This window comes from Peptococcaceae bacterium 1198_IL3148 (assembly GCA_036763105.1).
Lineage (GTDB): Bacteria > Bacillota > Desulfotomaculia > Desulfotomaculales > Desulfohalotomaculaceae > JBAIYS01.
In genome coordinates, this window is record JBAIYS010000001.1 from 176,658 (window position 1) to 191,906 (window position 15,249).

A 15,249-nucleotide genomic window follows, 5' to 3' on the forward strand; every position below is an offset into this window, starting at 1 on the left:
TTGGTATACTATTTATGATATACAGGCAGAAGTAATTTAACGGAGGTTTTAAATCCATGCATTACGATTTTGTGGTGATTGGCGGTGGACCCGCCGGCATGATGGCAGCGGCAACGGCTGCCCAAGCAGGGCTTAATGTTTTGCTAATTGATAAAAATGATAAACTGGGTAAAAAACTGTACATCACCGGCAAAGGTCGGTGTAACGTAACCAATTACGGTGAATTGGAAGACTTTATCAACGCCATTACCACCAATAAAAAATTTTTATATAGCGCCTTCAATACCTTTAACAACCAGCAACTGATTGCCCTACTTAATGAACTTGGCGTCAAAACTAAAGTAGAACGGGGCAACCGGGTTTTTCCAGAAAGCGATAAGTCCAGCGACATCATTAAGGGCTTCCAGTGCTACTTGCATAAATTTAAAGTAAATATCATGCTCAATACCGAAGTGAAGAAAATAGCGATAGAGAACAATCAGGTCACCGGGGTATTATTAAACAACAACAAGCTGGTTAACTGTCCAAAGGTTTGCATAGCCACCGGCGGCATGTCTTATAAACACACCGGTTCCACCGGCGACGGCTACCGCATGGCCAAAGAGTTAGGCCATCAGGTAATTGAACCCAAACCAGCTCTGATACCATTGACACTTGCCGAGGGTTGGGTCAAGGATTTGCAAGGACTGGCCTTAAAAAATGTCAATGCCACCTTAAATGTCGGTGGCAAAGATATTACCACCCAATTTGGTGAAATGTTATTCACCCATTTTGGGGTCTCTGGTCCCATCATCCTCACCATCAGCAGCGTTATGAAAGACACCAAGGGTAGCAATCGCAAACTATACCTAGATTTAAAGCCGGCTTTAACGGTAGAACAACTGGACAAAAGAATTCAACGGGATTTTACTAAATATATCAACAAGCAGGTACATAACGCCCTGGATGATTTATTGCCCAAAAGATTAATCCCCATTATCACTAAATTGGCTGGGCTAGAGGAAAAAGTAGTGAACCAAGTTAGTAAAAAGGAAAGACAGCATCTGGTGGCTGTATTAAAAAGGCTGGAACTGACCATCACCGGCACCAGACCAATAAACGAAGCCATTGTTACCAGCGGTGGCATTAAAACCACCGAAATTAAACCTTCCACCATGGAATCAAAATTGGTTAAAGGCCTGTATTTTGCCGGCGAAGTAATTGACGTAGACGCGGTAACCGGTGGCTACAACCTACAAATTGCCTTCTCCACCGGCTATTTAAGTGGTATCAGTGCCGCCCAACAAAACAAAGTAGATTTCTAAGGGAGGTATTGCTTTGTCCAACAAAAAACAACAACCCAAAGGACGAGTGAGGGAAAGTGAGCAAAGCAACGTTTATAGTCCAGAAGAAGTAAAGTTTTTGAAGAAAAGCAGTACGGAAGAAGAGAAAGAATTTTGAATTATGAATTTTGAATGAAGCGTAAAGCAACCAAAGCAACCCAGGCGGCTTTTGCCCCTGCTTAAAGAACAAAAGGTTTGTATTAAAAAACCTGGCACTTGTTGCAGTAAGCGAAAGACATATAGTTGAGCAGCGAACCGAACTTAGCGAAGCAGACCAGCGGAGGCAGGGTGGCGCATAGGACGTGCGCCACCGGCAACTGAGCCATGGACGGCGAAGGAAACTGTGCCATCGGCTATTTAAACGAGGTAATACTTTTAATTTCGCAACATAATGGCAAAAATAACAATATGATGACTAACAAAACCACCATTTATCAATTTCCAACAACTGAAGATCGTCATTGTGCTGAAACAGCATTAATGACCTTTTTAAATGTTCAAAGTGGCCTTTCCAGACTGATGATGTTATCAGCTTTAAAGTCTATTTTAAACAAGTATCATCTGTCCAAACTTAAATTGGCTAAATGCATCATTGAACTTAACCACTATGACGAAGTGGTGGTTAAACCCCGAAAGTTTATCGCCACTAAAAACTGTCCCACCTGTGGTGAAGACTTATATACCGTTGATTCTAAAATTCGGATCATCAGCATCTGCCAAGGTGCCACCAGCGAATTTGTCACCTATGGCTGCCAGTGTGGTGATATCTTTGGTAAGGTAGAAAAAATAACCCATTAAAAAGGAGCAGTTGCAAAAAGTAGTGTAGGGGCAGGTTTCCATGCCTGCCCGCCAGCACAAACCTATGTTGCTTAGGCGGGTCGGCGTGGAAACCAACCCCTACTTTTTCAGTGTTCTCCCGTAAAATCCCTCTGCCGTTTAGTAATTTCTGGCAGCCACCTCAAAGTATGCTTGGGGATGCGCACAGGTGGGGCACATTTCCGGTGCTTCGTTACCAGTGTGGATATGACCACAGTTCCGGCAACGCCATACTACTTCTTCATCCTTTTTAAATACTTTACCTTCTTCTAAATTTTTCAGTAAAGCAACAAATCTTTCCTCGTGTTCCTTTTCCACTTTAGCAACATTATCAAAGAAAATTGCAATTTCTTCAAAGCCTTCTTGGCGAGCAACCTCAGCGAATTCCTTGTACATTTCTGTCCATTCATAGTTTTCTCCATTAACTGCATCTTGCAAATTTTCTTTGGTATTGCCAATGCCACTTAAAAATTTAAATTCTTTTTTGGCATGCTCTTTCTCTTGGTTAGCTGTTTCTTCAAAAATAGCGGCGATTTGCTGATAGCCCTCTTTTTTAGCCACCGACGCATAGTATGTATACTTGTTGCGGGCCTGACTTTCACCGGCAAAGGCTGCCATTAGGTTCTTTTCTGTTTTACTACCTTTTAAATTCATTTAACAACTCCCCTTTCCTTACTGATTATTTAGTTATAGTTTAACGGCACAGTATATATATTCTATAGCACTAAATTTAACCCTTTAATTTTTGGTCTTTATATTATTTAATAAATCAGCAAAATTATATTTGTCCAATTCTTCGTTCATATTTATTTGGATATTCCTCAGCGCCTTATGGATCGGACACCAACCGGTGGCATCTTTGTTGCACTCACTACCATCCATTAAGCACTTATTAATCTTCACTGGTCCTTCCACCGCTTCCACAACATCTCTCAGGGTGATATCCGCAGGGGGTTTAGCTAAAGCATACCCTCCCTTTAAACCCCGGAAAGACTTAACAATATCGGCATGGGTTAACAACCGGATTGTTTTTAACAGAAACCTAATTGGTATATTCTCTTGTTCAGAAATTTGGCGGGCTTCAATTATCTCACCTGCTTTTTTTCTTGAAAGATAAAGAACAATTCTAAATGCATAATCCGTCGCTTGGTTTAACTTCATTTGTGTTGTGCACCCCGATTTTTGTATACCTATTTAGTATAGTTATATTTTATTATAAATTTTTCCAAAGTCAATAACTTTTATAACTTTAGCTTAATATTTTTATAGCAGGATTATGCTCCATTAAACAGAATAATGTTACTTATTGCTAGAATGGAGAGGATGTTACCCCATGTTAATTGATGTTCATGCCCACATATACCCCGAAAACTTAGCCCAAAAGGTGACTGCAAATCTCAACGGCCATTATGGCGTACCCATTGCCCACCAAGGGACAGTGGCAGAATATCTTAACATTTGCCGTCAGGGCAATGTTGATGCAGCGATAGTTTTTACAGTGGCCACCAAACCAGAACAGGTATCACCAGCCAATCGCTGGGCGATCATTAATAATAATAAAAACAATCTAATCAGTTTTGGCACGCTGCACCCAGATTATCAAGATCTAGATGGGGAAATAAACCGACTTAAATCCGCCGGTATTAAAGGTATTAAACTGCATCCAGATTTTCAAAAATTTTACCTTGATGATAAAAAGGCTATACTAATGTACGAAAAATTGGCCAAAGACTTTATTATTCTCTTCCATGTGGGGGATGACCAAGTTCCCGAAAAAACCAACTACACATCCCCCGCCAGGCTGGCCAACGTGTTGGACGCCATCCCTTCATTAAAAGTAATTGCCGCCCATATGGGAGGTTACCAAATGTGGGATCAAGCGATAGAATATTTAGTTGGCAAAAACCTGTACTTTGATACCTCCAGCAGTTATTATTTTCTACAAGCGGAAAAATTTCGATTCATTATAAAAGAACACGGCTGGGATAAAATTTTATTAGGCAGTGATTATCCCTTCAGCGACCCAATTAGAGAAGTTACAGGTATTAAAAAATTGGCATTAAGTGATAATGAATATCGTGCCATCATCGGTGACAACGCCAGAAAGTTATTAGCCGATTTGGGGCTTTAATTTTTTGTTAAAGTAGTTAGGAAGTGAAAAATGCAAACAACAAAAATAGCTCTAGTACAGATGAACTCCTTAGTGGAACAAACTGAATTAAACTTACAAAAGATTGCTCAATATACCAAAAGGGCGGCAGCCCAAAAGGTAGCCATTATCTGTTTTCCGGAATTGGCGGTTGTTGGTTATAGCCGTGAAAAGGCGGCATTATACCAAGAATCTATCCCCGGTGATAGCAGCGCTTATCTTTCTGAACTGGCCCGTCGTTATAACATTGTAATTTTAACCGGCATAGCTGAAAAATCTGCGGTGCCTACTAAACCTTATATTACTCATTTGGTAATCTTCCCCGATGGTCGGGTGGAAAAATACCGAAAAACCCATTTAGGCAGTAGCGAAAAACCTTATTTTACAGCAGGTAACCAATTATCCACCTTTGCTACTGAATCAGCCCAATTTGGCGTACAGATTTGCTGGGATTTACATTTCCCGGAAGTCAGCACCATTATGTCTTTAGAGGGGGCAGAAATAATCTTTGCTCCCCATGCTTCACCCTGTATAGCAGGCGATAGAAAGGCCATGTGGTTAAAGTATCTTACCGCCAGAGCTTACGATAACACGGTATATGTGGCCACCTGCAATTTAGTTGGTGACAACGGATACGGTCACCAATTCTCAGGTGGCGCTATGGTGATAGATCCTAAAGGGAATGTAATTGCCGAAGATTTTAATAATCAAGAATCGATGCTGGTTGTGAATTTAGATGCTGAAGCAATTAATAAAATTAGATACCAAAAGGCCACCACCATGAAAAATATTTTTTATTTACAGGTAAGACGACCAGAACTTTATAAAAAACTAATTTTGCATTGGTCGGGGCAGCCAACGCATAAATAGATTTGAAATTACAGAATATAAATAAGGAGTGTAATTTCAAATCTAGGAGGGATACGAATTGTCACAAAAGTTGCAAGATATCATGACCGCAAACGTTGCCACCATTAGCCCACAACAAACTGTGGCTGAAGCTGCTCAAATGATGAGCCAGTACAACGTTGGTTCAATACCAGTGGTGCAAAACGGCAAAGCCGTTGGCATCATTACCGACCGGGATATTACATTACGGGTTACCGCCAAAGGCCAAGACGGACAAAATACCAAAGTGGAATCTGCCATGAGTAAAAATATTGTCACCGGCACACCTGAAATGGATGTCCACCAAGCAGCTAATTTAATGGCGCAAAACCAAATTCGCCGTCTACCGGTTGTGGATAATGGCACAGTGGCGGGTATTGTTGCCCTAGGTGATTTAGCGGTTCAAAATATTTATCAAAACGAAGCCGGCGAAGCTTTAACCAACATCTCTCAGCCTGCCCAACCCCAAGGAACACTATCCTAATAAACAACTCCCCTTGCTGGGGAGTTGTTTTGTACCCGCGTTAATTCCGCTATCTTATGCATATACAATTATAACAATTAGTTATTTGTAGTATGTGGGAATAATTTATAATATCTGCCGTATAATTTTAAATATTTCTTTATCAGCCAGTCAAACAGCTTATAACCAAAAATTATAAAGTTATGCCATTTGGTTTAATTGTGATACAATTTAAATTGTCAAAAGTTTTATATCAGTATCGCTTAATTCTTCATACGAAGAAACGGGGGAACCAAATTCTCGGGGTGAATCCGCTTGGCTCTCAAGTGGTAGGGTTACTTTTCAATCCGAATCCGTCAGCTAACCTCGTAGGCGTAGAAAAGACCACCCATTGACCAATGGCCTATGGTGTAGTTTTTTATACCCTACTCCCCTGAAAAAGTTAATCTGGGGAGTTTTTTAATTTGCATACTGACCTTTTGACCACAAGGGTGAATAAAATATTATTCTTTGGGAGGTTTCCATGAAAAATTTTAAGATGAAAAAACTGTTGGCAATAATACTTAGCATTAGCCTGCTGGCTTTAGCGGGCTGTTCCCCTGGCGGAGATAATAACAGTGAAGGTTTATCTACCTTAGAGCGGGTGCAAAAGGAAGGTAAAATTGTTGTGGGTTTTGCCAATGAAAAACCCTATGCCTATAAAACCTCAGATGGTGAAGTAACCGGTATGTCCGTTGAAGTAGCAAGAGCAATCTTCAAAGAATTGGGGATCAATGAAGTTGAGGGCAAGGTCACTGAGTTCGGTTCACTGATTCCTGGTTTAAAGGCTGGCCGTTTTGACGTGGTTACTGCCGGAATGTATATCACCCCTAAACGGGCTGAGCAAGTGGCCTTTGCTGATCCAGAATACCGTGTCGGCCAAGGGTTAGCTGTCAGCAAAGGTAACCCTCACAATTTGCATAGCTACCAGGACATTGCCAATAACCCCGATATCTCGGTGGCTGTAATGGCTGGTGGTTTTGAACTGGATTACTTAAAGGCTTCCGGAGTTAAAGAAAGTCAAATTCAAGTGGTAAACGATATTCCATCCTGTATTTCTGCCCTGGAGTCCGGCAGAGTTGATGCCACCACCATGACCGATATAACTTTACAAAGCGCTCTGCAAACAGCCGATCAATCTAAACTCCAACTGGTGATGGATTTTGAACAACCAATTATTGAGGGTCAAAGTGTGATCGCCCACGGAGCTGCAGCCTTTAACCAAGCGGATACCGACTTTGTGGCCGCTTATAATGCGGAACTACAAAAACTAAAGGAATCAGGCAAGTTACTGGAAATTCTCAAGAAGTTTGGCTTCAGCGAACAAAATTTACCGGCTGACATTACCACTGAACAAATTATTGCTGAAAGTTAAGAAGGGAGATGCTTTACCATTACTACTTACCTTGAAATCCTCCCAGAGCTATTGCGTGGGGCCGGTGTCACCATTCAACTGCTGTTGGTCTCAACTTTATTGGCCTTTACCATCGCCTTTATAGCGGGGTTAGGACGGGTGTCAAAACACTTTTTAGTGCGCAAGCTGACCGCAGTTTATGTAGAGGTGTTCCGCGGCACATCACTATTGGTACAAATGTTTTGGATATTCTTTGCACTACCACTGGCCTTTGGTCTGGAGCTATCCCCCTTCTGGACCGGCGTTATCGCCCTGGGGTTAAATTATGGCGCCTATGCTTCAGAAATCGTCCGCAGCGCCATAACGGCCATTCCTAAGGGGCAAACCGAAGCAGCCATTGCTTTAAATATGACCCGTTGGCAACGGATGAGGTTGGTAATATTACCCCAGGCCTTTAGAATTATGCTACCTGGTTTCGGCAATATCTCCATTGAGTTATTAAAGGGCACCTCACTGGTATCATTGATAACCATGGCTGACTTAACTTACCAAGGCCTAACATTGCGCAACACCAATATATCTCAAACCACCGAAATTTTTGTGGCGCTGTTAATTATCTACTTTATCATTGCGTTACCACTGATCTTTACCACCCGTTACTTGGAACGTAGAACCGCGAGAGGAGTTGCTACCCAATGATTTGGGATTGGAGTTACACTGTAGAAATCTTCCCCACATTGCTTGACGCCATGTGGGTTGCCCTGGCAGCAACCGTTGTTGCCTATAGCATTTCATTAATATTGGGCCTATTTATTACTTTAGCCGGGCGTTCGAGTTTTAAACCACTGATTTGGCTAACTTTGGGTTTCATTTCTTTTATTAGAAGCACACCACCATTGGTCCAATTGTTTTTTGCCTTCTTTGCCCTACCGCAATTGGGCATTTCATTAAGCGCCTTTGCCACCGGTGTCATTGTACTGGGCATCCATTATAGTACTTATGTGTCTGAAATTTATCGTTCAGGCATTGAAGCAATACCAAAGGGGCAATGGGAAGCCAGTAAAGCCTTAAACTTTTCCCAAGCCTATACTTGGCGAAAAATTATTTTACCCCAGGCCATTCCCCCGGTAATCCCCATGTTGGGCAATTACTTAATAGTAATGTTTAAAGAAACCCCCATGCTATCGGCCATTACCGTGGTGGAAATGCTACAAACTGCTAAAATTATTGGCTCTGAAAACTTTAGTTATCTAGAACCCATTACCATTGTGGGGGCGTTATTCTTGCTATTAAGCTACTCTTCATCAATACTGATTCGCAAACTGGAAAACCGCATGAAATACGCCCATGGCAACAGTAAACCGGTTAAAAGCAAAAATGATACTGTAATGGCAAATGTAGTTTCCACTATCAAACATGCTTTGAGCATTCGTAAAACGGAAAGGGTGTAAACTTTGCAGATAGATCAACCAATTGTGCAATATCAACAGGTTAGTAAGTCCTTTGGTGATTTAAAAGTGCTAAAGGAATTGGATTTAGATATCGCCCCGGCAGAAAAAGTGGCATTGATTGGTCCCAGCGGCTCTGGTAAAACAACTTTAATTAGAATGTTAATGACGCTGGAACAACCCACTTCCGGAGTAATAAAGGTGGCCGGTGAGCCCCTTTGGCACAAAGAAGTGGCTGGCAAGTTGGTGGCTGCCGACAGCAAACACTTGCGCCGCATAAGAAGCAACATCGGCATGGTTTTCCAACAGTTTAATTTGTTCCCCCATATGACCATCTTAAAAAACGTCACCGAAGCCCCGATACATGTATTGGGGGTTTCTAAAGAGGAGGCAGAAGCCCGGGCGGTGGATATGCTCAACAAAGTGGGCTTAGGGGATAAGCTAGATTATTATCCTGCCCAACTGTCCGGCGGTCAGCAGCAACGGGTTGCCATTGCCCGGGCGGTGGTGATGCAACCTAAGGTGATGTTATTTGACGAAGTAACTTCAGCCTTAGACCCAGAACTGGTGGGAGAAGTGTTGGCGGTAATTAAAGAACTGGCAGCGGAAACAGATATGGCCATGATGCTGGTCACCCACGAAATGGATTTTGCCCGGGACGTATCCGATCGCGTGCTATTCTTGCACGATGGTCAAATTGAAGAACAGGGGCCACCAGAGCAGATATTTGAAAGCCCCCAAAGCCCCCGTTTACAATCCTTTCTCAGCCGTTTTTTGAGTAACTAGTTGCCAATTATGAATGCTGAATTTGAATTGGTGCGGTTATGTATAATATTTATCAAAACTCCCATTTCAATGGGTTTGTGTCGATGTATTCCCATTTTTTTGGTATATAATATGTGACACCGTAGGGGCGACCAGAGGTCGCCTCTACTACATTTTTCCACAATAGGTGGTGTGGCTGAATGGATATCTCACAACTCAAACTCCGCCACAATGAAGGTGTGATCTGATGGTTTTTCTTTAAGCCTAGGTTCTTTATCTATCCAAGCCTGGGTGGAAAGTTGCGCCAACGGTTTAGTGGCCCAAATGTGGTCCAACCGCCAACCAACATTGCGTTGTACGCCATTGGGAATCCGATAGTCCCAAAAGGTAAAGTTGCCTCCCTCTGGCTGATGTTGCCGAAAAACGTCAACAAAGCCCCACTCTTTCACTTGGTTCAACACTTTATGTTCTTCGGGATGAAACATCACCCGTCCCCGCAGCCTTTTGGGATCGTGGACATCAATATCCTCCAGCGCCACATTAAAATCTCCCAGCCAAAGCAATGGGGCGTCTGGCCTAAAGTGGTGAGCAAAATACTGACGCATATGGCTGATATAACTTAGCTTATAGGCAAACTTAGGGCTATTAACATCTTGGCCCTGGGGAATATAACTGTTTACCACCGGAATGCCCTTGACCACCGCTTTAATGAACCGGGCTTCACCACTGTCCGCCGGAAATCCCAATTCTTTACTGACATCGGTAATTTCATGGGGACTAACGATGGCAACACCGTTATAGGATTTCTGCCCATTAAAAACCACATTAAAACCGGCAGCCTTAATGTCAGCTAATGGAAACTGCTCATCACTCACTTTAGTTTCTTGAATGCACAGCACGTCCGGTTGATTTTTATCTAACCATTCAGTCAATATGCCCAATCGGGCTCTAATGGAATTAACATTAAAGCTGGCCACTTTAAACTTCATGCTTAATCATCCTAATCTGTATTAACTTTCAAAATTAGCCAATAGGTAGACGTCCTGATCGGTGTTATTTTTTACCCCATGCTCTACTCCCGCCGGTGCGGCCGCCACTGCCCCTTGGCCACAATCCACCCGTTCCCCGTTAACCAACACACTTCCCACACCACTGATAAAATAAAATACTTCGGTTACATCATGGGTATGGGGCAAAATTTCACCACCGGGGACAATTTTAACAAACATATTTTTAAAGCCTAGCCCCTCTTCGCCAGATAGTATCGGGTTGACAAAAACCCCTGGGCTGGTGGCATGGGGCTTCCACTCTCCTTCTTTAATATTAAACACCAACGTTTTTTTAATCATCTTCAGTTGCCTCCTTATTTATTGCATGGTATGAATTGAATATATTTTTATTATTTCCACAATCATTATACTTTCCCTTTTTTGTTGCTGATTTAATGCATATGACAACAATTTATTGTATAATATGTGAAATCTTTCTTTTAGGAGGGGCTTATTACGGCTAAAATACTACACGTTAAGGATATGACCAAATGTATCGGTTGCTACTCCTGCATGCTGGCCTGTGCCCGCACCACCAAGCGCAGTTTCTCCCCCACCAAGGCCGCTCTACAAATTAGAACCGCCGGGGGACTGCAAAGCAAGTTCATTGCGGATATCTGCCGGGGTTGTCTGGATGCTCCCTGTGCCACCGCATGTCACTCCAACGCCTTAATTGCCCGGGACGGTGGTGGCGTACGCTTTAATGCTAAAAAATGCATTGGCTGCGGTGATTGTGTAGAGGCTTGTATTATCGGAGTACTGGAGTTTGACCAGCAAAATAATCAGCCCTTGGCCTGTATTCAATGCGGTACCTGTGTCCGCTACTGTCCACACCAGGTGCTGATAATGGAGGAAAGGTCGATATGATGACACGCAATCTAAAAATTTTAGACATTAATTTAAATGAACAACGACTGGAAGTTCACCACCGCCAAGACCTCAGCCCCTTTTTAGGGGGTATTGCTTTGGCTACCAAACTATATGCTGAACTGAGCAACGCCGCGGCAGACCCGCTGGCGCCAGAGCAACCATTAATTTTGGCCAACGGCCCGCTGTCTACCATTTTTCCGGTGGTAACCAAAGTGGTGGCCGTTTTTAAATCACCTTTAACCGGTGAATGGGGCGAAAGTTACGCTGGCATGAGACTGGCACTGGCCATGCGCTTGGCAGGCTTCCGGGCCATTGTTATCCGCGGCCGGGCCAAAGGACCCACATATTTATCCATCGGCCCCAATGGCGTCAAATTTAAAAACGCCACCGCCCTTTGGGGACTAAACGTGGGAGAAACCGGTAGCATACTGAGGCGGCTGGAACCCGGTAGCGGTCACCGCAGCTGTCTGCGCATTGGTCCTGCCGGTGAAAAATGTGTCCGCTATGCCAATGTAAACGTGGATACCTACCGCCATTTCGGACGTTTGGGCCTGGGTGCGGTCTTTGGTGCCAAAAATCTTAAGGCGGTGGTCATTCATGGTGACAAAAATGAATCGATACCGGACTTTAAGACATATAACCAAGTTTACCAAGATATTTATCAGCGGGTGGTCAATACCGATATTATGGATAAATACCACGGCATTGGCACCGCCATTAATGTCAATGCTCTCAATAACCTGGGGGGCTTGCCCACCAAAAATCTACAATCCGGCACCTTTGAGCATGCCCACAACATCAGTGGCGAAGCCTTCGCCGAACAAAGCCTAATCAGAAAAATGGCCTGCTCCGGTTGCCCGGTGGGTTGTATCCACATTGGCTTGCGGCGGCGGGAATTTGGTCCGGGCTATGAATATGAATCTAAAGGAATTTCCTACGATCACGAGTTGATATTTGCCCTCGGTTCCTTCTTAGGCATGTCCTCCCAAGAAAAGGTTTATGATTTGATCGATATGGTTGAGGAGTTGGGGTTAGATGCCATCAGTGCCGGAGTAGTATTGGGGTGGGTTACCGAGGCCTATCAAAATGGGCTAATTGATGAAAAGACCCTCGGTACCAGCGTAGCCTTTGATGATACCCGCGGATACTTAGAAGTGTTAAAAAATATTGTCTATCCCCCCAACAGCTTTTATGCCACGCTGGCCAAAGGGACTGAAACAGCCGCCCAACAATATGGCGGTTTAGATTACGCCATTGCCTTGGGCAAAACAGAAATTCCTGGTTACCACACCGGCCACGCCAATGTGATTGGCCTAGCGGTGGGGGCTAGACACTCCCATCTGGATAATGCCGGTTATTCGGTGGATCAAAAAAACCGAGAGCAAAATAACCCGGAACAAATGGTTGCCACATTGGTTAAAGAAGAAAAGTGGCGCAACGTCTTAAATAGCCTGTGCATCTGCCTGTTTGCCCGGGGTATTTATGACGAAGATACCGTGGTGGCGGCACTAAACTCAATTGGCATTGAAACAAATGTTGCAGCATTGAACCAACTGGGGGAAGACATCTTTAAGCTAAAGCACCAACTGCGCACCCAAATGGGCTACAATATCGAAGAGTTGCGGTTCCCCAAGCGGTTCTTTGAAACCCAGTCTTTAACCGGCATACTTAAGCCAGAGACAATTGATAAGATGCTGGCTATTTATAAGCAACAGTTGAGCAGCGAATAATATTGCTGTAAAATATAGTAAAAGATTGTAATTGACAATAGTTTGTAAATGTTATTTAGTCCATATAATAATACTAAGAAATAGCGGGGTGATTGTTTATGAAGGCCAAGGATATTATGACCACAGAAGTTATCACCGTCACAGAGGACACAGCCATTGAACAAATTGCTAAAATATTAAGCGAAAATCGCATCTCGGGGGTACCGGTGGTTAACGGCGAGGGTAAAATTAAAGGAATTGTTACCGAGGGCGATTTGCTACACAAAATCTCCAATCCAAGGGTACCGGGTTTTGTGGGCCTACTGGGGGGTATTATTTATTTTAACAGCCTTGACGAGTACAAGGATGATCTCAAAAAATTAGCCGCCATGAAGGCAGAGGAAATTATGACCACCGATATAACAACGGTATCTGCAGATGCAAATGTAGAGGATATGGCCACACTAATGGTTGAGCGAGGTATAAAGCGCTTGCCGGTGGTGGAAAAGGATAAAGTAATCGGTATTATTAGCCGGGCTGACATCATTAGAACCATGGCTCGATAATACTAAGCACAGTGATTAGTTCAAAAAACTAACCTGTGCTTTTTCATTTTAGTTACGTTTTTATTCTAGCCACGTTATAAAGTATAATTAGTAAATATAGTTGTAATCAGTTGGGGTGATGTTGCAATGAAGATTTTGCTGGTGGAAGACGATAAGACAATCGCATCTGCCCTTGAATACTCGTTACAGCAAGAACACTTTGACACTGTTCTTTGCTTTAATGCTGAATCTGCCAAAAAGGTGTTGGCAGCTGAATTGGATCAATTGGATTTATGTTTGTTCGATTTATCTCTACCGGATGGCAGTGGCTATGAATTATGTACCATTGTGAAAGAGCAGCGGGATATTCCTGTCATATTTTTATCGGCCATTGATGACGAGGTCAATGTGGTGATGGGGCTAGACATGGGAGCCGATGATTATATTACTAAGCCCTTTCGCATTCGCGAGCTGCTTTCTCGGATTAAAACGGTTTTACGGCGATACCATAAACAACCCCAGGCCAAAGCCATGATAGAGATAGATAATATCCAGATTAACACGCTGGAAGGCAAGGTTTATAAAAGCGGAGCGGAAGTAATTCTCACCGCTTTAGAGCATCGCTTACTGCTGATCTTCACTAACCATATCGGACAGGTTCTCTCCCGCAATCAACTTTTAGAGCAGATTTGGGATATGGCCGGAGACTTTGTAAACGATAATACACTAACGGTTTATATCAAAAGGCTGCGTGAAAAGTTAGAAGATAATCCCCAAAATCCCACCCTGATTAAAACAGTGCGGGGTTTAGGTTATAAGGTTGGTGGTTAGCATGTTGCGCAACCGAGAAATCCAACTTCTACTACTGTCAATGACCGCAATTAGTGTTGTGGCAACGATTGTGGCAGCCTACCCGCTGTCGCATTACTTGTTTTCACTACTTCTGCTTTATTAATTGGCACCAGCCTATGGTTTACAAAGTGGCGATATCGCGAAATAGCAAAATTGTCCGGCTATTTGCGTCAAATATGTGGCGGTGATTACTGGCTAGATGTGCGGGATAACCGGGAAGGCGAGCTAAGCATTTTAAAAAACGATATTTATAAAGTGACATTAATGTTATCAGAACAGCGCTCATTTTTACAACAAGATAAAATCCGGCTCACCAATGCCATTTCCGACATATCCCACCAGCTTAAAACCCCCCTTACCTCCATGATGGTAATGGCAGATTTATTAAATGATGCTAACCTGCCGACAGCCAAAAGAACCGAATTCACCCGCAATATTGGTATTCAGTTGGAACGGATGGAATGGCTGGTTTCTTCACTATTAAAACTTTCCAAAATTGATGTCGGAACCATTCAATTTAAAAAGGAGCAAATACCGGTAAAGCAGCTAATGCAAAAGGCCCTCGAACCAGTGCTTGTTCCGCTGGATATTAAAGAACAAGCCGTTACGGTAACAGGCGCAGATACCGTCTCCTTTGTTGGCGATTTAAATTGGACAGCCGAAGCAATAATTAATATATTAAAAAATTGTGTGGAGCATACTCAACAGGGTGGAGTAATCTCCATTTCCTTTGCAGAAAACCCGCTTTTTACCGAAATAGTGATTGCCGATAACGGTAAAGGTATCCCCAAGGAAGATTTGCCCTATATTTTTAAACGCTTTTACAAAGGAAAAAATGCCAGTGAAGATAGCGTCGGCATTGGTCTGGCCATGGCCCACAGCATTATCACCAGTCAAAATGGAGATATTGTTGTTAGGAGTGAGCAGCAAAAGGGTACCCAGTTTACAATTAAGTTCTACAAGCAAGTCATATAAAAACG

Annotated in this window: 19 protein-coding genes and 1 riboswitch; of the genes, 15 read left to right on the plus strand and 4 right to left on the minus strand. The window is 43.1% G+C overall.

The genetic code is table 11. From position 1 onward, the window contains the following. Nucleotides 1-56 precede the first annotated feature (56 nt). From V6C27_00940 to V6C27_00950, 3 genes are all read left to right on the plus strand, one after another. A complete protein-coding gene (locus V6C27_00940; GenBank protein ID MEG6614991.1) occupies nucleotides 57-1,304 on the plus strand; it encodes an NAD(P)/FAD-dependent oxidoreductase in 1,248 nt (415 codons plus the stop codon). Nucleotides 1,305-1,317: 13 nt separating this feature from the next. Continuing rightward, nucleotides 1,318-1,440, plus strand: coding sequence for a hypothetical protein (locus tag V6C27_00945; protein MEG6614992.1), 123 nt, complete (start codon nucleotides 1,318-1,320; stop codon nucleotides 1,438-1,440). A 206-nt stretch (nucleotides 1,441-1,646) separates the two neighbouring features. Then, entirely contained in the window at nucleotides 1,647-2,120 is a 474-nt protein-coding gene (locus tag V6C27_00950) for a hypothetical protein (protein ID MEG6614993.1), read from the plus strand. A 138-nt stretch (nucleotides 2,121-2,258) separates the two neighbouring features. Here the strand turns inward: V6C27_00950 and V6C27_00955 are convergent, their stop codons facing one another. Next, nucleotides 2,259-2,792, minus strand: coding sequence for a rubrerythrin family protein (locus tag V6C27_00955; protein MEG6614994.1), 534 nt, complete (start codon nucleotides 2,790-2,792; stop codon nucleotides 2,259-2,261). Between the two features lie 84 nt (nucleotides 2,793-2,876). Next, nucleotides 2,877-3,299, minus strand: a complete 423-nt coding sequence (locus tag V6C27_00960; protein MEG6614995.1) for an Rrf2 family transcriptional regulator — start codon at nucleotides 3,297-3,299, stop codon at nucleotides 2,877-2,879. 172 nt (nucleotides 3,300-3,471) lie between these two features. Here V6C27_00960 and V6C27_00965 point away from each other — a divergent pair, with 172 nt between their 5' ends. From V6C27_00965 to ehuA, 7 genes are all read left to right on the plus strand, one after another. After that, entirely contained in the window at nucleotides 3,472-4,269 is a 798-nt protein-coding gene (locus V6C27_00965) for an amidohydrolase family protein (protein ID MEG6614996.1), read from the plus strand. A 30-nt stretch (nucleotides 4,270-4,299) separates the two neighbouring features. Beyond that, on the plus strand, nucleotides 4,300-5,157 hold the full coding sequence (locus V6C27_00970; GenBank protein ID MEG6614997.1) for a nitrilase family protein: 858 nt from the start codon (nucleotides 4,300-4,302) through the stop codon (nucleotides 5,155-5,157). Nucleotides 5,158-5,215: 58 nt separating this feature from the next. Further along, complete coding sequence (locus tag V6C27_00975; protein MEG6614998.1) at nucleotides 5,216-5,659, plus strand: CBS domain-containing protein; 444 nt, start codon at nucleotides 5,216-5,218, stop codon at nucleotides 5,657-5,659. 229 nt (nucleotides 5,660-5,888) lie between these two features. Next, nucleotides 5,889-6,028: riboswitch (cyclic di-AMP (ydaO/yuaA leader) on the plus strand. A 133-nt stretch (nucleotides 6,029-6,161) separates the two neighbouring features. Next, nucleotides 6,162-7,052 carry an ectoine/hydroxyectoine ABC transporter substrate-binding protein EhuB gene (gene ehuB, locus V6C27_00980; GenBank protein MEG6614999.1) on the plus strand — a complete coding sequence of 297 codons (891 nt, stop codon included), beginning with the start codon at nucleotides 6,162-6,164 and terminating at the stop codon, nucleotides 7,050-7,052. 18 nt (nucleotides 7,053-7,070) lie between these two features. Beyond that, entirely contained in the window at nucleotides 7,071-7,730 is a 660-nt protein-coding gene (gene ehuC / locus V6C27_00985; GenBank protein ID MEG6615000.1) for an ectoine/hydroxyectoine ABC transporter permease subunit EhuC, read from the plus strand. Then, nucleotides 7,727-8,482 (plus strand): ectoine/hydroxyectoine ABC transporter permease subunit EhuD, encoded by a 756-nt coding sequence (ehuD, locus tag V6C27_00990; GenBank protein ID MEG6615001.1) that lies wholly within the window; start codon nucleotides 7,727-7,729, stop codon nucleotides 8,480-8,482. The genes ehuC and ehuD overlap by 4 nt, the downstream gene beginning before the upstream one ends. 3 nt (nucleotides 8,483-8,485) lie before the next feature. Next, nucleotides 8,486-9,265 (plus strand): ectoine/hydroxyectoine ABC transporter ATP-binding protein EhuA, encoded by a 780-nt coding sequence (gene ehuA / locus V6C27_00995; GenBank protein MEG6615002.1) that lies wholly within the window; start codon nucleotides 8,486-8,488, stop codon nucleotides 9,263-9,265. Between the two features lie 188 nt (nucleotides 9,266-9,453). On the opposite strand, the gene xth is transcribed toward ehuA, so the two are convergent. Both xth and V6C27_01005 read right to left on the minus strand, forming a co-directional pair. Continuing rightward, nucleotides 9,454-10,233, minus strand: coding sequence for an exodeoxyribonuclease III (gene xth / locus V6C27_01000; protein ID MEG6615003.1), 780 nt, complete (start codon nucleotides 10,231-10,233; stop codon nucleotides 9,454-9,456). Between the two features lie 21 nt (nucleotides 10,234-10,254). Next, nucleotides 10,255-10,593: a cupin domain-containing protein gene (locus tag V6C27_01005; protein ID MEG6615004.1), complete on the minus strand. Its 339-nt coding sequence runs from the start codon at nucleotides 10,591-10,593 to the stop codon at nucleotides 10,255-10,257. A gap of 183 nt (nucleotides 10,594-10,776) precedes the next feature. Here V6C27_01005 and V6C27_01010 point away from each other — a divergent pair, with 183 nt between their 5' ends. The 5 genes from V6C27_01010 to V6C27_01030 all read left to right on the plus strand — a co-directional run bounded on the left by V6C27_01010 (nucleotide 10,777) and on the right by V6C27_01030 (nucleotide 15,244). Beyond that, the gene (locus tag V6C27_01010) at nucleotides 10,777-11,160 is read left to right on the plus strand and encodes a 4Fe-4S binding protein (GenBank protein ID MEG6615005.1); all 384 of its coding nucleotides are present in this window, start codon (nucleotides 10,777-10,779) and stop codon (nucleotides 11,158-11,160) included. Next, the gene (locus V6C27_01015) at nucleotides 11,157-12,893 is read left to right on the plus strand and encodes an aldehyde ferredoxin oxidoreductase C-terminal domain-containing protein (GenBank protein MEG6615006.1); all 1,737 of its coding nucleotides are present in this window, start codon (nucleotides 11,157-11,159) and stop codon (nucleotides 12,891-12,893) included. The genes V6C27_01010 and V6C27_01015 overlap by 4 nt, the downstream gene beginning before the upstream one ends. Before the next feature lie 98 nt (nucleotides 12,894-12,991). Continuing rightward, the gene (locus tag V6C27_01020; GenBank protein ID MEG6615007.1) at nucleotides 12,992-13,438 is read left to right on the plus strand and encodes a CBS domain-containing protein; all 447 of its coding nucleotides are present in this window, start codon (nucleotides 12,992-12,994) and stop codon (nucleotides 13,436-13,438) included. 126 nt (nucleotides 13,439-13,564) lie between these two features. Beyond that, nucleotides 13,565-14,248: a response regulator transcription factor gene (locus V6C27_01025; GenBank protein MEG6615008.1), complete on the plus strand. Its 684-nt coding sequence runs from the start codon at nucleotides 13,565-13,567 to the stop codon at nucleotides 14,246-14,248. Between the two features lie 174 nt (nucleotides 14,249-14,422). Continuing rightward, nucleotides 14,423-15,244: a HAMP domain-containing sensor histidine kinase gene (locus V6C27_01030; protein ID MEG6615009.1), complete on the plus strand. Its 822-nt coding sequence runs from the start codon at nucleotides 14,423-14,425 to the stop codon at nucleotides 15,242-15,244. Nucleotides 15,245-15,249 lie beyond the last annotated feature (5 nt).